The organism is Olleya sp. 1-3, assembly GCF_002836085.1.
GTDB lineage: Bacteria > Bacteroidota > Bacteroidia > Flavobacteriales > Flavobacteriaceae > Olleya > Olleya namhaensis.
Genome location: NZ_PJBW01000006.1, coordinates 122,042 through 145,502, shown reverse-complemented (window position 1 = coordinate 145,502; position 23,461 = coordinate 122,042). Strand labels below are relative to the sequence as shown.

At 32.3% G+C, this 23,461-nt stretch carries 25 protein-coding genes; 15 read left to right on the top strand and 10 right to left on the bottom strand.

The features are described from left to right. Nucleotides 1-110: 110 nt before the first annotated feature. The gene (locus tag CXF54_RS08430) at nucleotides 111-557 is read right to left on the bottom strand and encodes a DUF4870 domain-containing protein (protein ID WP_101203209.1); all 447 of its coding nucleotides are present in this window, start codon (nucleotides 555-557) and stop codon (nucleotides 111-113) included. Between the two features lie 144 nt (nucleotides 558-701). Here CXF54_RS08430 and CXF54_RS08425 point away from each other — a divergent pair, with 144 nt between their 5' ends. The 7 genes from CXF54_RS08425 (at nucleotide 702) to CXF54_RS08395 (ending at nucleotide 5,823) form a co-directional block, all read left to right on the top strand. After that, nucleotides 702-1,157, top strand: a complete 456-nt coding sequence (locus tag CXF54_RS08425; RefSeq protein WP_090839801.1) for a DUF4442 domain-containing protein — start codon at nucleotides 702-704, stop codon at nucleotides 1,155-1,157. Nucleotides 1,158-1,216: 59 nt separating this feature from the next. Further along, nucleotides 1,217-2,047 (top strand): TIGR00266 family protein, encoded by an 831-nt coding sequence (locus CXF54_RS08420; RefSeq protein ID WP_101203208.1) that lies wholly within the window; start codon nucleotides 1,217-1,219, stop codon nucleotides 2,045-2,047. 148 nt (nucleotides 2,048-2,195) lie between these two features. Further along, nucleotides 2,196-2,393 (top strand): hypothetical protein, encoded by a 198-nt coding sequence (locus tag CXF54_RS08415; protein ID WP_090839797.1) that lies wholly within the window; start codon nucleotides 2,196-2,198, stop codon nucleotides 2,391-2,393. Nucleotides 2,394-2,555: 162 nt separating this feature from the next. Then, entirely contained in the window at nucleotides 2,556-2,882 is a 327-nt protein-coding gene (locus tag CXF54_RS08410) for a hypothetical protein (RefSeq protein WP_101203207.1), read from the top strand. A 66-nt stretch (nucleotides 2,883-2,948) separates the two neighbouring features. After that, entirely contained in the window at nucleotides 2,949-3,752 is an 804-nt protein-coding gene (locus tag CXF54_RS08405; protein ID WP_101203206.1) for an MbnP family protein, read from the top strand. 60 nt (nucleotides 3,753-3,812) lie between these two features. Beyond that, nucleotides 3,813-4,859, top strand: a complete 1,047-nt coding sequence (locus CXF54_RS08400) for a cytochrome-c peroxidase (RefSeq protein ID WP_101203205.1) — start codon at nucleotides 3,813-3,815, stop codon at nucleotides 4,857-4,859. Beyond that, complete coding sequence (locus CXF54_RS08395; protein ID WP_101203204.1) at nucleotides 4,837-5,823, top strand: hypothetical protein; 987 nt, start codon at nucleotides 4,837-4,839, stop codon at nucleotides 5,821-5,823. Before CXF54_RS08400 ends, CXF54_RS08395 begins: the two co-directional genes overlap by 23 nt. Before the next feature lie 52 nt (nucleotides 5,824-5,875). Here the strand turns inward: CXF54_RS08395 and CXF54_RS08390 are convergent, their stop codons facing one another. After that, the gene (locus CXF54_RS08390) at nucleotides 5,876-6,814 is read right to left on the bottom strand and encodes a hydrogen peroxide-inducible genes activator (protein ID WP_090839786.1); all 939 of its coding nucleotides are present in this window, start codon (nucleotides 6,812-6,814) and stop codon (nucleotides 5,876-5,878) included. A 103-nt stretch (nucleotides 6,815-6,917) separates the two neighbouring features. Between CXF54_RS08390 and CXF54_RS08385 the strand changes: the two genes are divergently transcribed. Continuing rightward, complete coding sequence (locus CXF54_RS08385; protein ID WP_090839784.1) at nucleotides 6,918-7,397, top strand: Dps family protein; 480 nt, start codon at nucleotides 6,918-6,920, stop codon at nucleotides 7,395-7,397. Nucleotides 7,398-7,528: 131 nt separating this feature from the next. Further along, entirely contained in the window at nucleotides 7,529-8,203 is a 675-nt protein-coding gene (locus CXF54_RS08380) for a class I SAM-dependent methyltransferase (protein WP_101203203.1), read from the top strand. A gap of 29 nt (nucleotides 8,204-8,232) precedes the next feature. On the opposite strand, the gene CXF54_RS08375 is transcribed toward CXF54_RS08380, so the two are convergent. Next, a complete protein-coding gene (locus tag CXF54_RS08375; RefSeq protein ID WP_143067801.1) occupies nucleotides 8,233-8,649 on the bottom strand; it encodes a BLUF domain-containing protein in 417 nt (138 codons plus the stop codon). 378 nt (nucleotides 8,650-9,027) lie between these two features. Between CXF54_RS08375 and CXF54_RS08370 the strand changes: the two genes are divergently transcribed. Beyond that, nucleotides 9,028-11,322: a response regulator gene (locus tag CXF54_RS08370; RefSeq protein ID WP_101203201.1), complete on the top strand. Its 2,295-nt coding sequence runs from the start codon at nucleotides 9,028-9,030 to the stop codon at nucleotides 11,320-11,322. Between the two features lie 91 nt (nucleotides 11,323-11,413). On the opposite strand, the gene CXF54_RS08365 is transcribed toward CXF54_RS08370, so the two are convergent. Next, nucleotides 11,414-11,875 (bottom strand): DUF2141 domain-containing protein, encoded by a 462-nt coding sequence (locus CXF54_RS08365; RefSeq protein ID WP_090839776.1) that lies wholly within the window; start codon nucleotides 11,873-11,875, stop codon nucleotides 11,414-11,416. Nucleotides 11,876-11,978: 103 nt separating this feature from the next. Then, complete coding sequence (locus CXF54_RS08360) at nucleotides 11,979-13,220, bottom strand: OmpA family protein (RefSeq protein ID WP_198551052.1); 1,242 nt, start codon at nucleotides 13,218-13,220, stop codon at nucleotides 11,979-11,981. A 207-nt stretch (nucleotides 13,221-13,427) separates the two neighbouring features. Between CXF54_RS08360 and CXF54_RS08355 the strand changes: the two genes are divergently transcribed. Beyond that, nucleotides 13,428-14,030 carry a trimeric intracellular cation channel family protein gene (locus CXF54_RS08355; protein WP_090839772.1) on the top strand — a complete coding sequence of 201 codons (603 nt, stop codon included), beginning with the start codon at nucleotides 13,428-13,430 and terminating at the stop codon, nucleotides 14,028-14,030. A gap of 206 nt (nucleotides 14,031-14,236) precedes the next feature. On the opposite strand, the gene CXF54_RS08350 is transcribed toward CXF54_RS08355, so the two are convergent. From CXF54_RS08350 to CXF54_RS08340, 3 genes are all read right to left on the bottom strand, one after another. Next, nucleotides 14,237-14,527, bottom strand: a complete 291-nt coding sequence (locus CXF54_RS08350; RefSeq protein ID WP_090839770.1) for a hypothetical protein — start codon at nucleotides 14,525-14,527, stop codon at nucleotides 14,237-14,239. 92 nt (nucleotides 14,528-14,619) lie between these two features. Then, entirely contained in the window at nucleotides 14,620-16,776 is a 2,157-nt protein-coding gene (locus CXF54_RS08345; RefSeq protein ID WP_101203199.1) for a M3 family metallopeptidase, read from the bottom strand. A gap of 49 nt (nucleotides 16,777-16,825) precedes the next feature. Next, nucleotides 16,826-17,512 carry a peptidylprolyl isomerase gene (locus CXF54_RS08340; protein WP_101203310.1) on the bottom strand — a complete coding sequence of 229 codons (687 nt, stop codon included), beginning with the start codon at nucleotides 17,510-17,512 and terminating at the stop codon, nucleotides 16,826-16,828. A gap of 7 nt (nucleotides 17,513-17,519) precedes the next feature. Between CXF54_RS08340 and CXF54_RS08335 the strand changes: the two genes are divergently transcribed. Both CXF54_RS08335 and CXF54_RS08330 read left to right on the top strand, forming a co-directional pair. Beyond that, entirely contained in the window at nucleotides 17,520-18,161 is a 642-nt protein-coding gene (locus CXF54_RS08335; RefSeq protein ID WP_090839766.1) for an NUDIX hydrolase, read from the top strand. 46 nt (nucleotides 18,162-18,207) lie between these two features. After that, nucleotides 18,208-19,011, top strand: a complete 804-nt coding sequence (locus CXF54_RS08330; RefSeq protein ID WP_101203198.1) for a lysophospholipid acyltransferase family protein — start codon at nucleotides 18,208-18,210, stop codon at nucleotides 19,009-19,011. Nucleotides 19,012-19,104: 93 nt separating this feature from the next. Here CXF54_RS08330 and CXF54_RS08325 read toward each other — a convergent pair whose 3' ends face one another. After that, entirely contained in the window at nucleotides 19,105-19,737 is a 633-nt protein-coding gene (locus CXF54_RS08325) for a hypothetical protein (protein ID WP_101203197.1), read from the bottom strand. 3 nt (nucleotides 19,738-19,740) lie between these two features. After that, entirely contained in the window at nucleotides 19,741-20,235 is a 495-nt protein-coding gene (locus CXF54_RS08320) for an RNA polymerase sigma factor (RefSeq protein ID WP_101203196.1), read from the bottom strand. A 287-nt stretch (nucleotides 20,236-20,522) separates the two neighbouring features. Here CXF54_RS08320 and CXF54_RS08315 point away from each other — a divergent pair, with 287 nt between their 5' ends. After that, the gene (locus tag CXF54_RS08315) at nucleotides 20,523-22,676 is read left to right on the top strand and encodes a TonB-dependent receptor (RefSeq protein WP_101203195.1); all 2,154 of its coding nucleotides are present in this window, start codon (nucleotides 20,523-20,525) and stop codon (nucleotides 22,674-22,676) included. 94 nt (nucleotides 22,677-22,770) lie between these two features. Beyond that, on the top strand, nucleotides 22,771-23,277 hold the full coding sequence (locus CXF54_RS08310) for a hypothetical protein (RefSeq protein WP_101203194.1): 507 nt from the start codon (nucleotides 22,771-22,773) through the stop codon (nucleotides 23,275-23,277). Nucleotides 23,278-23,461 lie beyond the last annotated feature (184 nt).

The window sequence follows — 23,461 nt, the reverse complement described above, 5'->3', positions numbered from 1 at the left end:
AATTGTTGATAATTTGGTTTGTGATGTGTATGTCATAATTCTGTAAGTGATTTCATAATTAACTGTTCGTTTTTTGATGATTTGATTGATTGATTGATTGATGATACTTGTTATTTTATAAATTCTATCGTAAATGGATAGTGGTAATCTTCTCCGTCTTTAGCTTTTAAACTTGCTTTTACTATTAGAATCAATTCTATTATAAATCCTATAACCGCCAATGCTCCTAAACTACCTCCAATGTAAAATAAGGGTGAAGGCTTAGTAATATTGATATTAATACTATCAAAAGCATTAAAATCCAATATATCTAAATGACTAAAGACACTAAAAGCAAAAAAAGGAACGCAGACAATACCAATTAGTAGTGCGTACAGTAATATGCTAAATTGAAAATTAATAGCTTGTTTACCGTGTGTATCAATAAAGTCAGATTTATCCTTATTAACAACCCATAAAACTATCGGAGCGATAATGTTTCCAAATGGAAATATAAATCTAGAAAACGTCGATAAATGAATAATTGTTGCTAAGTTTTTTTGATGATTGGTAACCATAATTTAAAAGTATATAATAGTTTCTTATGCAAATATATATCTTTAGAAAGGTATTATGCAATACAAAGTACTAAATATTAACATAATTTTAACATAGTGGATTCTCGATTATTTTCGATAATTTAGCTGAAAATAGATTTATAAATGAAGATATCACCTAGTAAACTCAATACTTTTACAATGCTTAAGTTACCATCTGCTTACTTCTGTGGCGTGCGTACAAAAGTGTTAAATGAAGAACAATGTATAACGACTGTAAAACACAGATGGATTAACCAAAATCCTTTTAAATCTATGTTTTGGGCAGTTCAGGGTATGGCTGCAGAGTTCTCTACAGGTGCCATGATGATTATGAAAATCAAAGACTCTGGTAAAAAAATATCTATGCTAGTCACTACAAACAATGCTACGTTTACAAAAAAGGCAACGGGTAGAATTACATTTGTTTGTAATGATGGTAAAAAAGTTGATGAGGCTTTAGCCGAAGCTATAAAAACAGGTAAAGGTCAAACACTTTGGATGCAGTCTGTTGGTACTAATGAAGATGGAGTAGTGGTTTCTACTTTTAATTTTGAGTGGTCAGTAAAAGTAAAAAGCTAGTTTTATTTGTAACAAATTTTATAAATACGCAACATATAAGAAATTAAACCCTTAACAATATGTATCAAAAAGAGCAACTATCAGGCAACAATTTAAATGCACACGACATCGATTATGAAATTTTTGGTGAAGAAATGCAATATGTAGAAATTGAGTTAGATCCAGATGAAGGTGTTATTGCTGAAGCCGGAAGTTTTATGATGATGGACGAAGGCATTAAAATGGAAACAATCTTTGGTGATGGTTCTCAAAACGATACTGGTTTTTTAGGAAAAGTCTTTGGTGCAGGTAAACGCTTGTTAACTGGAGAAAGTTTATTTATGACCGCTTTTTACAATACCCTTACCGGTAAACGTAAAGTTAGTTTTGCTTCTCCGTATCCAGGAAAAATTGTAGCCATAGATTTATTAGAATTTAAAGGAAAATTTATCTGTCAAAAAGATGCGTTTTTATGCGCAGCTAAAGGCGTAAGTGTAGGGATTGAATTTAGTAAAAAACTAGGGAGAGGATTATTTGGAGGTGAAGGCTTTATCATGCAAAAACTAGAAGGTGATGGTTTAACGTTTGTACATGCAGGTGGTACTTTGGCTAAAAAAGTACTGCAGCGTGGCGAAACACTTAGAGTTGATACAGGCTGTATTGTTGGATTTACACAGGATATAAATTATGACATCGAGTTTGTTGGCGGTATTAAAAATACGGTCTTTGGTGGCGAAGGTTTGTTTTTTGCCAAACTAGAAGGTCCAGGTGTTGTTTACATACAATCTTTGCCATTTAGTAGATTAGCAGGGCGTGTTTTACAAAGCGTACCAAGAGGTGGTAAAAGTAAAGGAGAAGGCAGTATCTTAGGAGGTTTAGGTGATTTGTTGGATGGTGATAATCGCTTCTAGTTAGAACGTTTTAACTTTATTTTAACTGTTAAAGTTTAGATGGTTACGGTTTTGAACAACATTTTTTTGCTACCTTTAATCGAAACTTATAAACGCTTTAGCCTATACTACAACACTACTTTAAATTTAACTAAATTAAAAATTAATTATGGCAAGAGCAATGTTTGAGTACACTAAAACTGTACTACAAAAAGTTAGTTTTGACACAACTTTATTTTGCAAAGAAGTGCAAAAAGCTATAGAACGATTACTACCATATGAGGTAGAGGAGCTTAAGCTTTATATCGAGTCTTTAGTAAGACAAAATCCTAAACTAGATCAGTGTTTAATATATTTAAACCCTTAATAAAATAATTGAAGAGCGACTTTTTAGTCGCTTTTTTTATGTGTTTACGCAAGTTTTTAGAGCCGTTTTCATCTAATTAATATAAATTTGCAAAAAAAAAAATATTTTTTTCTGAAAAAGCTGTTTACAATAGTATTGTTTTTATCTTTTGCTATACGACCTATGTATTACGTTGGTTATGTGGCCTATTTTCAGTTAAATATAGATTATATCATTAATACCTATTGTGTTAATAAGGAAAAGCCACAATTGGCTTGTAATGGTAAATGTCACTTGGCAAAACAACTACAGGTTCCGACTACTGATGATTCTAATAATACTGCAATAAGTAGTTTAGCAGAGTCATTTTTTCCGGTATTCTATAGTAATTATCAATATGTTACAGTAAATGATGCCTTGTTTCAATTAAAAAAAGAAATCCCTATAGTTTACAATCAAAGTTATTCTTTTGACTTTGAGTATTTTCATTTTAAACCTCCCATTGCATAATTTTTATTTTCGGCTTAAGCCATAATAGGCTTAATAACTTACGACTTAAAATTAAAAATTATACAAATGAAATTATTCAAATATACATTTGCACTATTGGCGTGCGCAGTAATTACAGCATGTTCCTCAGACGATGACGGCATTCAAGAAGACGATTTAACAGGACAATCAGGTACATTAACTTTAAAATATGATAACGGTGTAGGTGATCAAGATTTTATCTTTGGGACATCATACAGCAAGTCTGGTTCAGAATCTTTTTCACTAGAAAATTTGAAGTACATTATTAGTAATGTAAGATTTACAGACACAAACGGGACTGTTTTTGAATATCCAACAGAAGACAATGTATTTATTATCGACGAATTAGATGGTAATAATGCAGGCGAAATCTATGTTAGTTTAGATAATGTAGATGCAGCAGATTACGTATCGGTAACTTTTGGTATTGGTATTGATCAAGACAGATTTGCTTTAGGAGCAGAAGGTCAAGGAGACTTTTTAGATTTAGCAGATGCAGAAGGTATGATGTGGAGTTGGGCTTCTGGATATAAATTTATCCGATTAGATGGAACATACTCGTCTTCTACAATGACGGACCAACCGTTAAACGTACATATGGGAAGCGTTGGTACAGCTTTAGATAATTACAAAGAAGTAACATTAGATTTTCCTAATACGGTGTTTGTAAGAGCGGATAAAGCTCCAGAAGTACATATTAAGGCAGATATAGCAAAAGTATTTGATGGTGCAACTTCTGTAAATATTACAGATGGTTATGATCAAGTACATACAGATGCTAATGAGACACCAATAATCGCAACTAACATAGCTACAATGTTTGAAGTACACCATGTACACAACGATTAATTTAACTAATACACCATTATTAATCTAATGGTTTTTAATGGTGTATTAAATCTCATAATTATGAAAAAATTAAGCCTTATTATTTTAGGCTTGGTCTCATTTTTTTCTTGTTCTAAAAGTACAGAACAAGAAGATTATGTGCCCATACCTTTACAAATGGAATTACCTTCTAATTTTCCAGACATTACTTATAATTTGGATAATAATCCAATTACAGAAGCCGGTTTTGAGCTAGGAAAAAAGTTGTTTTACGAGGGTAAATTATCCTCTAATGGTGCTATTGCCTGTGCCTTTTGTCATGAGCAAGCATTTGCGTTTACACATCACGGACATACATTAAGCCATGGTGTTAATGGTGGTATTGGATTTAGAAACGCGCAACCCATTCAAAACTTAGCGTATCAAACCTCTTTTATGTGGGATGGATCAGCATCTCATTTAGATTTACAACCTATTATACCATTAACTAGCGAACTAGAAATGGGAGAAACCTTAAGTAATGTAATATCTAAACTACAAGCAGAAAGTTATTACCAAGAGCAATTTGATAAAGCATTTGATGATGGTGAGGTTAGTAGCGAAAATATGCTAAAAGCCTTGTCTCAGTTTATGCTAATAATGGTGTCTTCCAATTCTAAATACGATAAGTATGTTAGAAACGAAGACAATGTTACCTTAACAACTATAGAGCTTGACGGTTTAAATACCTTTCAGAATAAATGCGCAGGATGTCATGCATCCGACCTTTTTACAGATCAATCTTTTAGAAATAATGGATTACCTGTAAATCCGCAATTGGACGATAAAGGGCGTTATAATATTTTAGAAGACCCTAATGATTTATACAAGTTTAAAGTCCCAAGTTTACGTAACATAGAAGTTACCTATCCGTATATGCATGATGGGCGGTTTTCAACTTTAGAAGTCGTGCTAGATTTTTACGATGCTAACGCAGTAGATAATGGTAATGTGGATCCATTATTACTAAGACCTGACGGCAGTTACGGTATTACCTTAACAGATTACGAAAAGGAAAGTATAATAGCTTTCTTAAAAACATTAACCGATACTCAATTTCTAGAAGATGAACGTTTTGCAGAATATTAAATATATAATTATCGCAGTATTAATGGTTGGTTTCGCTAAAGCGGAAGCTCATAATCATGCAAACCCATGTACAAAACATGAACCCTTTAAGGTGTTATGCGACTTGTGTGGTTGCTCGACAAGTAGTGGTAGTTTTGGTTTTGGAACCTTAAGTAATGCTAATTTTGTAGGTGTACGTTATATCTATCAAAATTTTGAATCTAGAAACGGAATTTTCGAAAATTCGCCAATAAGTAAAGAAACATTTAATACGTATCAACTTTGGGTTCAGATTCCAATAAACGACTCGTTTTATGTTACAGGAAGTTTACCATATCAAGATCTAACACGAGATTTTAATGGCGTTACTGAAAATTTAAATGGGCTAGGAGATGCTAGCGTTATTGGTTGGTATAAACATGTTTTTTATAAAAAGAAATCTGATGATGTGGTTGATTTTAATAACACGAAAGAACCAACAGGTCATAGTCTGCAATTTGGACTAGGTATTAAATTGCCAACAGGACAATTTGAGCAACGCTTGGCAGATAATATTAATCCGGGTTTTCAGGTAGGAACAGGAAGTGTAGATGGTGTGTTTTCTTTAGGATATAACTACGGGAGTGACAAATTTGGAGTCAATACTTTACTAAGTTATTATTTAAAAGGAGAGAATAAAAACGAATATCAATTTGGGAATCAGTTTAGTTATGCAGTTAATTTTTTTACGGCTATACCTAAAGAAAAAATGAACATTATGCCTTTTGTTGGATTATCAGGAGATGTTTATGATAGTATTACACAATACGGTGAAACCTTAAGCGATACCGATGGAAACATCTTAAATGCTAGTTTGGGATCAGAATTAGCTATTGATAAATTTATTTTTGGAGCTAGTTACACGTTACCGGTTAGTCAAAAACTATTTGGTAATAATGTAAAGTCCAAACAACGTTTGTCTGTTTATGTTAATTTTGCACTTTAAGGCATAAAAAAAGCGATCATTAGGTCGCTTTTTTTTATTTTATAACTTGATTTTATTTTGAAATAGGGCTAATAATTTGCACATTCTGAAACGCAATAGCACCTCTGATTACACCAGAGATTACGTCTTGCATAGCTTCTATAATTTGCATTTTAAGCTCGCTTTTATGGTATATTAAACTAACTTCTCTTGCAGGAGAAGGTTCTGAGAAATAATGTAGATTCTTTTTGTCCTTTTCATTTAAATCCAAAGTATGTAAATATGGCATTAAAGTCATCCCTAAGCCTTCGTTAGATAGTTTGACTAAGGTTTCAATACTTCCGCTTTCTAATTGAAATTTATCGTCGTTATGGCTCTTAAATGCTTTACATAAGTTAATTACACCGTCTCTAAAACAATGCCCATCTTCTAACAATAGCATATCTTCAATCTCTAAATCCGAAGTTTCTAACGTTTTCTTATCTCGTAATCTATGATTCTGCGGGACGTAAGCTACAAATGGTTCAAAATATAAAACACGCTCTTTAATCGTGTCATTTTCTAAAGGTGTTGCAGCAATAGCCGCATCTAAATGCCCATCGTTTATGCGTGTAATAATTTCTTCTGTAGTTAACTCTTCAATTTTCAGTTTAACCTTAGGGTATTTTTTAACAAAGTTGTTTAAAAACATAGGTAATAAGGTTGGCATAACCGTTGGGATGATACCTAATTTAAATTCACCTCCAATAAACCCTTTTTCTTGATCAACAATATCTTGAATTCTATAAGACTCATTAACAATATTTCTAGCCTGAGTAACTATCTTTTTACCAACTTCAGTCAGTTCAATAGGTTTTTTACTTCTATCAAAAATTAAAACATCCAATTGGTCTTCTAATTTTTGAATTTGCATGCTTAAAGTGGGTTGTGTTACAAAACACTTTTGAGCAGCTTTAGTAAAATTTTGGTTTTCTGCGACAGCCAAAACATATGATAATTGTGTTATAGTCATGCTTATAGTTTAAGACTATAAAAATATAACATCTATCAATAAAACTTATATTTAAAAGGTATTATTTAATCGTAAATTTGAATAACAAATAAAACATAGGATTATGACATTAAATACTCTAGGATTAGATACAGAAAAAACAAAAGAATTAGCAGGGCAGTTAAATCAGTTATTGGCTAATTTTCAGATATATTACCAGAATTTAAGAGGTATCCATTGGAATATTAGAGGTAAAAACTTTTTTGATTTACATGTTAAGTTTGAAGAATTGTACACGGATGCAAATTTAAAAGTTGATTTAATTGCAGAGCGTGTTTTAACTTTAGGTGAAACACCATTACATACATTTGATGATTATATTAAGTCTGCAAAAGTACCTGTTGGACATAGTGTGTCTAAAGATGATGAGGCTGTAGCATTAATTGTAACGTCTTTAACAGAATTATTAAAATTAGAACGTAGCATTTTAAATGCAGCAGGAGATGCAAATGATGAAGGAACAAATTCTATGATTAGTGATTTTATCTCTGAGCAAGAAAAAACAATTTGGATGATGAACGCTTGGTTAGGAAAAAGCCTATAATTAGCGCAAATTATATAAATTTAAAGAGCAACTTAGGTTGCTCTTTTTTTATGCCTTATTTTATGTAATCTTAAGTATTACTTATAATTTGTAGGTTTGCTAAATCTAAAGTGTAAAGTAAAAAGTAATTAATGAAGACAAATGCTAATAAAACTAAAGTAATAAAAACACCGTGGCCAACTAAGGCTGCTATGGAGCAGGTATATGCTATGAAACTTTGGGGAGGTAATACGTCAGATTTTTACTCGGGAGATGGGTCGCATAATCCGGATTTAGTAAAACCATATATTACTATTTTAATAGATTTTTTAAAATCATTTAAATCGCCAATTGAAGTTTGTGATATGGGTTGTGGCGATTTTAATATTGGTAAAGCATTGGTTAATTACACCAGCAAATATGTTGCAGTAGATATTGTGTCTGACCTTATTGCGTTTAATAAAACTAATTTTAAAGCACCACACTTAGAATTTAAGTGTTTGGATGCTGCAGTGGACCAATTACCAGCTGCCGACTGTATAATATTAAGACAGGTGTTGCAACATTTGTCAAATACAGAAATATCGAATATTGTCCCTAAGTTAAAGGGGTTTAAATACGTTGTTTTAACAGAACATCTTCCAGAAGATGATTTTACGCCTAATAAAGATATTATTTCAGGTCAAGGTATTAGATTAAAAAAGAAAAGTGGTGTAGATCTTTTAGCTGCTCCGTTTAATTTACAAGTAAAAGCTAAAGAGCAAGTCCTATCAGTAAAAGTTACGGATGGTAAAGGTGTTATTGTAACTTCTATTTACACGCTTTAATGTGTTTTAATTAGAATTGCCTTAGGATATTATTCTATGTTTTCTGCTAATAGCGTTGCTATTTCGGGTAGTCGTTTAATTAAATCGTCTATAACTTTTGGGTTACTAATGTCTGTTCGGATTCCTGGTATTAAACTCAATGATGGATCATCAAAATCTGCACATCCCATGCTCCATTTAGGAAAAAGCTTGGTATCCGTAGGTTGGTCATCTATAATTGTAACATCGTCGTGTCTAGGATCTCTTTTTAATCGTTCTAATAAATCATCAAGAAATAAAGATTCACCTTCAATAACTTGCAAAAACAAACCTTCTTTATGTATTAAAACGCCACTAATACCATCCATTTCATTAAAAGCTCTGGAGTCGTGCAATAGGTCTAATAAATTACGTTTATTAAAATGTTTTGTAGCGTGACTGGTGTAAATAATTCGGCGATATTTCATAGGTTGGTTTGATTTGGTAATAGCTATCACTAAGTTAATAGAAATATTGACAATTTCAAACAAATTAGTAGTACAATTACAATCTATGTTGCAGAGGGTTAGTTGGTTTTGTTTTTTAGAGGTGCTAAAAGCATCTTTTTATAATTACATTAAACCACTATAAAGCGTTTGATAACTTATCTTTTTTGCGACACTTTTTATTTTAAAAAAGCATCCTTTAATTTGTAAGTAAAGTGTTATTTGTCTTCTAGTTTTTGGCTTAAATAAATACATGTAATTTGTTGTAATATAGAAACTTGACGATGTGTTTTTAAGTGTTTAATTTGAGAAATAATTTTAAAAGTGTTATATTAAAGTCCCTAACTTCATTTCTTTTTTATGACTAACTTAACCAAAACCCTACTTTTTCTAATTTTTTTCTATAGTATTTCCGGACGTTCTCAAAGTGAAGTACCTAATATAGGACCTGATTTAACGTCTTATACTGCTATTAATGAATCCCTGCCTAAAATATCAAAAGACTCAACAAACGCAGAGATAATTAAGCATGTGGAAGCTACTATTGCATGGATGACAGAAGAGCATTATAAGTCTAGTTATGCGCCAAGTTTAATTTATTCGGATACCGCACTTTACCTAGCAAAAAAAACAGATAGTACTAAATATCTTCATGATTTAAGAACCGTTATTGGTAACACAATGTTGCGTATAAAAGATACTGCTCGGGCCAAGGTCTTGTTTTTAAAATCTTTTGAAGAGGCTAAAGTATCTAATGACAGTACGGTGCTTTTAAGATTTATAAATAATTTGGCTAATGTTTATTATTTTACAGACTACAAGAAAAAAGCTGCTGATAAATATATTGAAAGTATTGGAATAGCAAAACGCTTAAAGGACACCACGCGTCTATTTGTAATACATCATAATGTCGCTAGAATTTATAATGAAATAGAAGATCCCGTTAATAGTAGTTTTTACATTAAAGAAACAGAGCGTTATTTAAATGATTTGGGTAATCCACCGCATTATTTATCAAGTCATATACATAATCAGGGCCAAATGTTACTATTATTAAACAAACCCGATGAAGCCATATTAAAGTTTAAAGAGACCATCAGAATTTGTGAAGGTACTGAGTTTGTTGACGCCTTGATTGAAGGTTACGAAGGTTATAGAAAGGCTTTAGAAGTCAAAAAGGATTATAAAGGAATTTATGAAGTGGATAAGCTTTTAAGTCTTTATGATGATAAGAAAGAAAAAGATGTCGAAAATAATATAATTGAAGCGGTTACTGCAGAATTAAATGTAGAGCGCTATAAAGAACAAATTAAATCTAAAGAGTTAGAAAAGCAATTATTAGAGCAAAAGGCAGAGCAAAAAAATGGATTGCTTTTTATTGTCTTTTTAATTATTTTCTTATTGCTTATTATTTTGGTAATAAGTTATTTATCAAGCGAGAAAAGGCAGGCTTTAGTAAAAGATTTAAAATTAAAAAACAGCCAATATCTTGTGGCTAAAGAAGAAAGTGAATACTTAGCTAAATCTAAAGAAAAGTTTTTTGCAACTATTAGTCATGAGTTAAGAACACCTTTGTATGGTGTGGTTGGTATAAGTTCTATTTTACTAGAAGATAAAGCACTTAATGATCATAAAGAAGATTTGAAGACACTTAAGTTTTCGGCTAATTACTTATTGGCATTGATTAATGATTTGCTTCAGTTTAATAAAATTGAAAATAAATTTTTCACAAAAGAAGAATCTACTTTCAATTTAAAAGATCAAATAAGCATCATTGTCTCTTCATTTGAATATATCCGTTTGCAACATAATAACGAGATTAATATTCAGGTTAGCGAAGAAGTCCCTCCTCTATTAAAAGGTAATTTAATAAGACTGTCACAAGTATTAATGAATTTGGTAGGTAATGCTTGTAAATTTACAGAACGCGGCGTTATTGACGTTATTGTTAATGCTAAGGCTAAAACAGATACTGTTGTTGAGGTCGAGTTTATTATTAAAGATACAGGTCCAGGGATTGAAGCGTCTAAACTGAGTTCTATTTTTGATGAATTTTCACAAGTTAATGCCATACCAAATTCTTACCAAGGAACAGGACTAGGATTGCCTATTGTTAAAAAATTATTAGAACAAGCTGGAAGTGAAATAGTAGTAGAAAGTGACTTAGGAAAAGGCTGTACTTTTAAATTTACATTGCCTCTTAAAATAGAAGTAGCACAAGAGCAAGAAATGATAGCGCCTATAATTGATCTCAAACTATTAAATAACAAACGAATTCTTATTGTGGAAGACAATCGTATTAATCAGATTGTCACTAAAAAAATACTTAAGATTAGTAATGTACAATGTGATATTGCCGAAAACGGAGATGAAGCAATAGCTAAAGTAAAGGAGAATACTTACGATTTAATTTTAATGGATATTAATATGCCAGTAAAAAACGGAATAGATGCCACAAGAGAAATACGTCTTTTTAATAAGACAGTTCCAATTATAGCGCTTACAGCGGTTGAGATAGAGGAGGAGCGTGTGCTTGTTTTTGAATCTGGTATGAATGATATTATTGTTAAGCCATACGATTTAGATTATTTTAAACGGACCATTATTAAAAATATTTTGAGTACGAGTAATTCAACTCAGAAAAAGACTGCTTAATTTTTAATTAGCATTTAGAACTTAAAATGTAACGTTTAAAATAGAAAAAGCCACTGTAAAGTGGCTTTCTCTATTTTAGTTTTTTAGTCTGTTAGAATCTAATATTAAACTCTAGGTCTTCTGTGTTTATTTCAAATTTAGATTCTGAAAATTGAGGCGGTCCATAACTCATAGGATTGTTTGACATTCCGTAGTTTTCTGTTGGCATCCCATTGTCAAAATCCATACGGTTATTGGTGTTTTCGTCATGTAATACCATAATAGCATACGTACCAGGAGTTACATTTTTAAACGTAATTGAGACTTGATTATTTTCAATTTTACTATTAATATTCTGTAGACCTTGTCCTTTCATCCATGTGTCTGCAGTATGTAATGCAACCATAACTTGTCCCGTATTGTTTTTTACATTCTTTACGGTTATGGTTATATTTTTACCTTCGGTTACCACTGTTTTTGTTTGTCCAAAAGCAAAAGTGATGCTTAATACAAATAAAAAAAGAGTTGATACTAACTTGTTGCTAATTGGATTTGATGTCGTTAAAGTCTTCATAATGTGATGTTTTTATTGGTTAACACTCCAAAAATGAAATAAATACAGTTAGTATTCAAAAACAAATTACCCAATTGTTATTTTTAGTTGCCCAATTGTAATTTTAATGCATTGGAATAATTTCTACACGTCTGTTTTTTTGCTTTCCAGCTTTTGTATTGGTTTTATCAATTGGAAATTCTTCACCAAAGCCAGCGGTCTTCAGTTTAGTTTCAGCAACACCTTTCGCAACTAAATAAGCTCTAACAACATTGGCACGTTCCAAAGATAATTTTAAGTTAGTTTGCTTTGAAGAGGTGTTATCTGTATGTCCTGAAATTTCGTAGGATTTAATATCTGATTGCTTTATAAATTTAGCAACATTGTCTAATATTTTTTGACTTTTAGCATCAATTTCGGCCTTACTCAATTCAAAATAAATTAAAACAGGTTTTTTAGATATGACTGCTTTGGTTTGCTCAGGTTTTTCCTCTGGACAACCATTATTGTTTTTAGAGCCTTTAATTTGCGGACATTTATCTAAAGTGTCAATAATACCATCCTTGTCAGTATCTGGTATTGGACACCCTCTGTTAGATTTTTCTCCTACTAGGTTTGGACAATTATCATATAAATCAGGAACGCCATCCTTGTCACTATCAGGGCAACCATTAAGTGTACCTGGTGTATCAGGGCAATTATCTTCTCTATCATGAATGCCATCTTTATCAGTATCTGGACAACCATTAAAATCGGCCAATCCAAAGATATTAGGACATTCATCTTCCTTATTTACAATTCCATCGTTGTCATTATCAGAGCCACCAAATTTAAAAATTATACCAACAGAGTGTTGGTAGTGTTGTAAACCGTAGTCCTCAAAAGCATGTTTATAAATACTTTGTCCTGTTAATCCAAAATTATAGGTTAACCATACATTAATTCCAACGCCTGCATTTAAAGTTCCTGCTCCAACAGTATCAAGCCAAGTATATCCACCTCCTAAAACTAGATATGGTGTTAAGACAAAACTATTTGCTAAGTTATATTTAAACAAACCGTCTAAAGCTATTAGAGAGAATTTTTCGTCAATATTTACATAGTTTTGTTTAATTCCGCTAAGCGAAATTGTGGATTCAAAAGATAGTCTCCCTTTTAAATGCCTAGCAAGGCCTATTTTAAATCCGGCAGGATCCCAATTCCATGTTTTATAACGACCTAAATCTCCTGGAAGTGATCTGGTTGGATTATTAATAGCATTGGTACTTAAACTTGCGGTCCAAGGAGAATATACATCCTGCGCTTGTATAGTTTGAGATAGGCACGATAAGGTAATGACAGTTAGTAGTAAAACTAATCGTTTCATTTTTTTAGAATATTTAATTAATAGCATAGCCAATATAGGTTAAAAATATATAATTAGAAAAAGAAATGGGTAATGTGTTTGCTTTGGAGGTTTAAGTATAGCAAGCTTTTTTGTATTTGAAGTATACAAATATCAAATAGGATTAAAAGTTTACATTATGTTAGTTTTGTCTTTTAAAAAGCTAATTTTGCTTTTTATTAAAAGAGTATGTTTTATATAATAGACATTTTAGGAACCATAGCATTTGCTATTTCAGGAGTATTGGTAGCGCTTAACAAGCGTATGGATGCTTTTGGAATTTTAATTATTGCATTTGTTACAGCAGTAGGAGGTGGTACTTTGCGTGATATTTTAATTGGCGAAACTCCAGTAAGTTGGATGAAGGATATGACGTTTATTTACGTTGTTATTTTGTCTACTATTTTTGCTGTTGCGTTTAGATCAAAAATTGATTATTTGCGTAAATCTTTACTATTGTTTGATACCATTGGTATTGGACTATATACTGTTGTTGGGGTTGAAAAAGGAATTTCTGCAGGTTTACATCCTATTATCTGTGTCTTTTTAGGAACAATGTCAGCATGTTTTGGAGGTGTTATTAGAGATATTTTGTGTAACGAAATCCCTGTAATATTTAGAAAAGAGGTGTATGCTACTGCCTGTATTTTAGGAGGAGCCACTTATTTTTTAATTATAAAACTACCTTTAGCTTCAGACTTTGTATTTATTATTGCAGGAGCTGTAGTGATCACCGTAAGGTTAATTGCTGTAAAATTTAAAGTTAGTTTACCTAATTTATATAAGGACTAAAATTAATTTTTATTTCGTATTCTGTTGGTCTGAAATTATAAAAAACGTCTTAAAATATGATTTACCAGCTTAAAGTTATTTGGTTTGATAACAAGAGGATACGGCATTATTACTTTTTGTTTTTAGGCGCTATCTTTTTAGATTTTTCAGTAGTTTAAAACCATTTTTATTTTTGGGTTTTTACTGTATTTGCAATTTTTATTAGTTTACTCAGGTTTTTGTTTTCCATAAAAACCAACCAATAGTTTTCCGAATATAAAATACAAACATAGGACCGTTAATCCGCCCATAAAAATACCATTATTGAGCAATGCATCAAACCCATAGTTAAAATAAAAAATTAAACAACAGGCTATTAACTGCAATATGGCATACGCAATGTTTCCTTTTGGGCTGTATCCAAATAAGCCTAGAAAGTGTGCTTTGGTAAGTCCAAAAACAAGATGTGGCATGGCATTAACTAAAAGTGCGCCAATAATAAAATCTATAAAATTCATGTGTATTATATTATATAAAAAAACAAAAGTTTCAACACTCTAGAAAAGTATCTAGAAGCATCAAAACTTTTGTTATTTAATGGTCATTAGTTTTAGTTTTCTGTTGGCACAGGAAACCCTCTATCTCTTAATAAAGCTTCAATCTTAGCATCACGTCCTCTAAATTTTCTAAACGCTTCAGCAGGATCCATACTGTTTCTTGGAGCAAATAAATACTTGACTAATTTGTCAGCCACTTCTTTATCATAAAAACCACCTGGAGCATCTTTAAATGCTTCTGATGCATCACTAGTTAAGACATCTGCCCACATGTAACCATAATATGCTGTTGCATAACCTTCGCCAGAAAAAACATGACCAAAATGCGGTGTTCTGTGACGCATTGGTAATTCTTTAGGCATCTTTAATTCAGCTAACGTTTCACGTTCAAATTTATCAATATCAATATTTTCAGGATCAGCAAGGTGTAATTTCATGTCCATTAATGCAGATGCTAAATATTCGGTAGTACCAAAACCTTGATTAAAAGTTGAGGCTTTTTTAATTTTAGCAACTAAACTAGCTGGAATTGGTTCTCCTGTTTTATTATGTACTAAAAATTGATTAATCACTTCGTCTGTAGATAACCAACGTTCTAACAACTGACTTTGAAACTCTGTGTAATCTCTAACACCTCCATTTAAGGTTGGGTATTTTACATTAGAAGAGAAGAAGTGAAGTGCATGTCCAAACTCATGAAAAAATGTTTGCGCATCATCCCAAGAAATTAATACTGCTTCTCCTGGAGCTGCTTTTACAAAGTTAGAATTGTTAGAGGCTAAGACTGTTTTTGGTCCGTCAAGTGTAGTATGACTTCTATAAGTTGTTGCCCATGCACCAGAACGTTTTCCAGGTCTAGCAAAAGGATCTAAATACCATAAACCAATTGCTTTTCCAGAATCTAAATCTGTTACTTCCCAAACCTTTACATCTTCATGAAACACTGGTACTTTACCTTCTGCAACAGGTGTAAATTTATAGTTGAATAAACGACCAGCAGTATAAAATAAAGCTTCCGTTAATTTATCTAGTTGTAAGTATTGTTTAACCTCATCACTATCTAAGTTATACTTTTTTTGTCTTACTTTTTCTGCGTAGTAACGGTAGTCCCATGCTTCAATATCTGATTTTTGTCCCGATGCATCTGCAACCGTTTGCATATCTGCAACCTCTTCTTTTACTCTCGCAATAGCAGCAGGCCAAACAGCAAGCATTAATTGCATAGCATTTTCTGGTGTTTTAGCCATACGGTCTTGTAAACGCCATTCGGCAAAGTTTTTATAACCTAATAACTCAACACGCTCTCTTCTTAGTTTTAGAATTTCCGCGATAAGCGTATTATTATCAAATTCATCTCCGTTATCTCCTCTAGAGTAATAGTTTGTCCAAACTTGCTTACGTAATTCGCGATTTGTGCTATACGTTAAAAACGGATCCATTGAAGATCTAGTGTTGGTAATGGCATATTGACCATCTTTACCATTATCTGTTGCTATTTTTGCTGCAGACTTAATAAATCCTTCACTTAGACCGTCTAATTGGTCTTTTGTTAAATAGGTAATATAGTTTTCTTCGTCATGTAAAACATTGTCTCCAAACTTATTGTAAAGTGACGATAGCTCTTTATTAATTTCCGCATAACGCTTTTTCTTAACGTCATCTAATTCGGCACCATTCATTTCAAAACGCTTGTAAGTCAATTCTAAAACACGCTGTTGGTCAGCTTCTAACGGTGTTTTTTGTGACGCATCATAAACCGATTTAATACGCTTAAATAACGCTTCGTTTTGATTAATTTTTGACGTGTATTCAGATAATTTAGGTGCTAGTTTACCTTGTACTTCTCTAAATTCGGGACTACTCATATTACTACCAAAAATCCCGTAGTAGGTAAATACATTGTCTAAACCACTACCAGCACGTTCCATTGCTTCGATAGTGTTTTTAAAAGTAGGTGCAGCTGTATTATTAGCAATGGCTTCAATATCTTTTAAGCCTTGTTCCATTCCAGCAATAACAGCAGGTTCTATTTGTTCGACTTTCATTTTGTCAAACGCAGGAATACCGCCATAAGGTCCCGTATAGTCTTGAAGTAATAAATTGTCGCTCATAGTTTCAGAGGATTCAGTAGTATCAGTATCTTTCTTGCAACTTGTACTAAACAATATAATAGAACAAGTTAGGATAGAGAAAACAGTGTTTTTTTTCATATAAAATGGATAATTTAATTTCAGTTTAAAAATACTTAAAAGTCAGCAGCTATTCTATAATTTCTACTTTTTTAATATATATGTTACGTAATGGCCAATCTGCTTTATCAATATCAACAGCGTTTATTTTGTCTACAACATCCATCCCTTTTATAACTTCTCCAAATACCGTAAAGTCGCCATCTAAATGAAAGGCGTTTTGTTGTGTTATAAAAAACTCATAAGGCGAGGCTAATTTATAAGGATTTTCAATATCGCTACTCGGCATAGATATTACACCTCTTTTATGCGTGTAACCGCGGTTGGTATCTGTTGGTAAAAGGTATCTTCCAATTTTACCACGTCTGGAAGCTACTTGTAAATCGTCTGTATTACCTCCTTGAATGATAAAGTTTTTTACCACACGATGAAACTGGGTATTATCAAAAGCATGCTGTTTAGTTAGAAATATAAAATTGGCACGATGGAATTTAGTTTTGTCGTACAATAATATGTCAATATCACCCATAGAAGTAGAGATGCGTACTTTGTTTTCTGGGTTTTTAGGCTCGTAATCCAAGAAAAAATCCATAACGTTATCCTTATCTAAATAAGGAAATTCGCGTTGCGGAGTTGTATCTTTTTCTACTACTTTGACCTCTGTTTTAGGAGTGTTTGATTTTGTTTTAGATTTGGATTGTTTATCTTCACAATTAAGAAACAAAAAACAAAAACCAACCAATAATAATACGCGCATTTTTAAAATGAATTTTAATGAATTTATCATAGCGTTACCAAAAATAAAAAATATCCCCTTGCCAGCCGAAGCTTCTCAGCTTAAAATGGTACCACCTTACAGACAAGAGTTGGTTAAAAAGCAAGGCGATAATATAAAAAATGCAAGGCAAAGTGCTGTTTTAGCGTTGTTTTACCCTGATTTGGAAGCGCAAACTAAACTGATTTTAATTTTAAGAAAAACCTATAAAGGGGTTCACTCAGGGCAAGTAGGATTTCCGGGAGGTAAAGTAGAAGAGGAAGATCGTGATTTAATGCACACCGCTTTGCGCGAAACGCATGAAGAGGTTGGGGTACATCCAGAGCTAGTCACGGTGTATAAAAAAATGACACAAGTATACATTCCTCCAAGCAATTTTTATGTGCAACCTTATATTGGAGCAGCCACTAAGACACCGACTTTTATCAAACAAGAGACAGAAGTGGAGGATTTATTAGAGGTTTATCTCTCTGATTTGTTAAGTGATAGTAATCTAACCTCTAAAAAAGTTAAAACTAGTTACGGTACTGATGTTGAGGTGCCTGCGTTTTATTTAGGGACACATTTAGTTTGGGGTGCAACAGCAATGATGCTAAGCGAAGTCAAAGACTTGTTAAAAGCTACCCTATAAGTTAAAGGTTTTTCTATATTTGTTATTACTAAATGTAAAAAAAACTATGGGTTTATTTAAAAAAAATCCCTTTGGACATATTCTTTTTGTGAAAAAATGGTTAATCAGAATCTTAGGTCTGTTTACACACAGACGCTTTAGAGGTTTTAACGATTTGCAAATCGAAGGATCAGACGTTATAAAAAACTTACCAGATACTAACGTACTTTTTATATCTAATCATCAAACGTACTTTGCAGATGTAATTGCAATGTTTCATGTATTTAATGCATCCTTAAAAGGGAGAGATGATAATATTAAAAATGTGGGGTATTTATGGAATCCAAAGCTAAACATGTATTATGTGGCAGCTAAAGAAACCATGAAATCAGGTCTGCTACCAAAAATATTTGCTTACACAGGATCTATTAGTATAGAGCGTACTTGGCGTAGTCAAGGTAAAGATATAAACAGGCAAGTAAAAATGTCTGATATTTCTGCCATTAAAAAAGCTTTGGATGACGGTTGGGTAGTTACATTCCCGCAAGGGACCACAACACCATTTAAGCCAATCCGTAAAGGGACAGCGCATATAATAAAACGTTATAAGCCAATAGTAGTACCAATAGTAATTGATGGTTTTAGACGTAGTTTTGATAAAAAGGGATTACGAATTAAAAAGAAAAACGTTTATCAATCTTTCGAGATTAAAGAACCTTTAAAAATTGATTACGAAAAAGATACTATTGCAGACATCGTAGAGCAAATAGAATATGCAATAGAGCAACACCCGTCGTTCTTAAAAGTAATACCTCAAAAGGAGTTATTGGCACAAGAAGAGCTTAATAAAAAACGTGAGTTTTTAACTTAATAGCCACTATTCTTCAATAAAAGCATACAACCATAAAAAAGCCTCAAAGTAAATTTACTTTGAGGCTTTTTTAATTCTAATACTATTTAAAGATTAAACTTCAATCTTCTTTAATTCTTTGTAGTTTCTATTTAATCGCTTTAAAAGGATACCGTAAAGTAACTTGTAAAACAGCCATATAACAGCTACAAAAACGATAGTAACTAACATAAACATTCCAATCATTGCTATATATTGCTTGTTAGTAAAATGATCAATTTTTTCAGCTAATAAAGGGTCATGACTACTAGTGTATATAAACGCTAAGATCATTGATACGGATGCCAAAACTAAATTATAAAGCACATAGTATTTAATGATTTTTCTAGTTTTTAATATGTTTTGCATCAATTTTTTTGCATTGTCTGTAACAGAAATTGATTTGTGCGATCGGTATAATAAATACACAAAAAGTAATATAATGGCATAAGACAAAAGGCTTAAAATTATAAACATATTACTAGTATACATTTCTTCATGTTTGGCTCTGTAAGCATCAGACATCAAAAAAGGCATTGTATTTATGGCGACCCAAAACACCAGTTCTGCAATACTTATATAAAATAACGTCTTTACAATGCTAGACGATTTTTTTAATAGCATTGGATATAGTTGGGCAGTCGATTTTCTTTCAAATTTATCGTCACTCTTAACCCAGTCTTTTTTTAATAATTCTAATTCATCCATAGGTTACGGATTTAAAATGGTTCTTAATTTGGTTTTCACTCTGTTCATCTTCACTCTAGCATTAACCTCAGTAATACCCATTGTTTCACTTATCTCTCTATAATTTTTGTCCTCCAGATACAAAAAGACTAAAGCCTTTTCAATATCATTTAATTGGTGGACAGCGTTGTATAATAATTTTAATTGGTCCTCCTCAGTGCTATCATATTCCTCTGCACTAATCTTAAACTGTACTGTGTCAAATTGCTGAGTGTTGATAGTACGTTTAGACTTTCTGTATAATGTAATGGCGGTATTTAAGCCCACACGATACATCCAAGTGCTAAATTTACTATCCCCTCTAAACTTCGGGAAAGCCTTCCATAGCTGGATGGTTATTTCCTGAAATAAATCGTTGTGCGCATCATAGTTATTGGTATAAAGTCTACAAACTTTATGTACAATATTCTGGTGCTGCTCTAACAATTCAACAAAATTTTGTTCTAATGGTTTACTCAATGGTTATTTGGTTAGTTTAACTATTAGTAGTTAAAATTATAAAGACGTTACACAAATTTAGAATTATTTTTTTGGACGTTACCACAAGGGTCGCGTTTTCCGTTAAAATCTTTTTTTGCCATAAGTGGCAGCAAAAAAAGGATACCACTACAACCGCTAACGCGTGTGCTCAGGTTGTCTTAGTGCAGCCCATCCGTAAAAATCAACACTTCGGGATTTAATAATTTAAAACCCTTAGTCCTCCGTGCATCTTTGCAGAGTCAAACAATCAAAAACCATTTTTTATTATGAAACTTGCACTAACCCTATTAACATTAATTATCAGTACGCTAGGACTATCTCAAAACACAATCTCAGGTACCGTAACAGACACCAATAACCAACCCGTTTTAGGAGCAAATGTATATCTAGATGGGACGTATGATGGCGCAAGTACACTAGCCGATGGTAGTTTTAGTTTTACAACAACAGCCACAGGGCAACAACGTCTGGTTACGTCTTTCGTGTCTTTTGAGACCTTAACAATAGTCAAAACAGTAACAGCTTTAAAAAACATAAAAATAGTCTTAAAAGAAGACGTAAACACTTTGGACGCAGTCGTTATATCAGCCGGGACTTTTGCAGCAGGAGATAATAGTAAAGTATCGGTATTAAAACCCTTGGATGTAGTTACTACAGCAAGTGCTTTAGGCGATTTTGTAGGCGCATTACAAACCTTACCAGGGACCACAACAGTATCCGAGGATGGGCGCTTGTTTGTACGTGGAGGAGAAGCAGAAGAAACACAAATATTTATTGACGGGATGCGTGTATTTACGCCTTATGCTCCAACCACAAATAACATTCCAACGCGTGGTCGCTACTCGCCATTTTTATTTGACGGAATTACCTTTTCAACAGGTGGTTATAGTGCCGAGTATGGGCAAGCCTTATCTAGTGTTTTAGAGCTTAATACCATAAATCAACCTGATCAAGAGAAAACAGATATTGGTATTATGAGTGTTGGAGCAAGTTTAGGGAATACTCAAATTTGGGGTAAAAATAGTTTAAGTGTCAATGCATCATATATTAATTTGTCACCATATTTAGAACTCTTTGAAGATCGTAATGATTGGAAAAAGCCTTTCCAAACCGTTTCTGGCGAAGCTGTTTTTAGACATAAAACAGACAATGGAATCTTAAAATTATACTCCGCTTTTGATACCTCAGACTTTAGCTTAGTTCAGGAAGACATTAATTTAGAAGATGGATTATCCTTTGCTTTAAATAATAAAAACTTCTATTTTAATGGGTCTTATAAAGAAGTTTTAAATAGCGATTGGACCATTTCTGGAGGTTTAAGTTATACCTACGCCAAAGGAAAGGTTAGTATAATTGATAGTAAAATAAATACTACAGAAAACTCTATACATGCTAAGCTAAAACTAAAATACCGAATCAGTAATCGTTTTAAATTAAATTTTGGAGCAGAACAATTTGCTACTAAATTCAACGAAAACTACAACGATCAAGTTATAGATAATGTTAATTATGGGTATAATAATAATCTAACAGCAGCCTTTACAGAAGCGGATATTTTCTTTTCTAAAAAACTAGCTTTAAAAGCAGGGTTTCGTGCAGAGTATAGTCAGTTATTTGATAAAGTAACAGTATCTCCAAGAGCATCATTAGCTTATAAAATAGGTAGTAAAAGCCAATTATCATTAGCTTATGGTAATTTTTTCCAACAACCTAACAGTGCTATTTTAAAGTTTGATCAAAATTTAGAAGCACAACAAGCCCAACATTATATTTTAAATTATCAGTTTAATTCCGATGGTAAAATTTTTAGAGCAGAAACCTATTATAAAAAATATAGCGATTTAGTTAAATATGATTCAGATTTTACCAATTTTGAAACTGATTTTGATAATTCAGGAAGTGGTTATGCAAAAGGAATAGATTTGTTTTTTAGAGATAATAAAAGCATCAATAATATTGATTATTGGGTCAGCTATTCATTTTTGGATACAGTACGTAATTATAAAAATTACACGACCTCAGCACAACCTAATTTTGCTAACACACATAACTTATCCGTTGTTGGTAAATATTGGATAGATAGCTGGAAAAGCCAAGTAGGTTTAAGTTATAATTTTGCTTCGGGTAGAACTTACACAGATCCTAATCAAACGGGTTTTTTAAATCAAAAAACTAAATCTTATAATAGCTTAAGTGTTAATTGGGCATACTTATTAAGTCCCCAAAAAATCTTATATTTTTCAGTTAACAATGCCTTAGGATTTAAAAATATTAATGGCTATCAGTATGCTAACACAGCAGATTTAAATGGGCAGTTTAATAGGCGAGCATTACGTCCGGCAGCGGATCAGTTTTTCTTCGTAGGTTTCTTTTGGACGATTAGTGAGAAGGGAACAGACAATCAATTAGATAATCTTTAAAAGTTTGGTTTTTAAAGTAAAAGCCATCTAGGGTAGGAAATAAAGGTGCATAATGGTTATATTAGTAAATAACTAACTTTAAATTTTCACTGCTATGAAAAATTATGTTTTAAATGCCTTTATTATCTTATCCCTAATTAGTGTTGTGTCGTGTAATAATGACGACGATACTGCGGACAATCCTGAAGAAGTCAACCAAGTCATCGGGGATTGGCAAATGTACCGATCAGAAAGCTTAGAATCTACTTTAGACGAATGGACCGGGACAGAATGGACGCTTGTTGACAGATGGTTTAAAAGTGTTTTTGAAGACTCAGAAATATTAATAACCTTTAATTCCGATGGGACTTTTACGGAGTTTTATGCAACTGTAGAAACAGCAACTGGAACCTGGGAGAAAATAGAAGACGGACGTTATCTTTACAATTATACAGTAGATGCCGACAATACAAATGATGCTTTTGTGGGGACTAGATTTATAACGGTGTATTGTGATAACACATACTCAGTAACCAAAGAGAATGACGATAGAAGCATTTCTTATTACAGAACAAAAAGCACTACAGAATGCAGTAGTATGATTACATATAATGTTGAATAAACGCAACGTTTTAAATAGTATTAATTAATAGTAAGCAGAGATAAAACTCAGTTTGCTATTTTTTTTGTTTTTGATGTAATCAAGAGTAATCACACCACGTCAGTTTTAGTAATTCGACGTAGGAGAAGTGTATCAAGAACCGTTACTGTTTAAATAACTTCTCGATATAATTTGCTCGTACCTC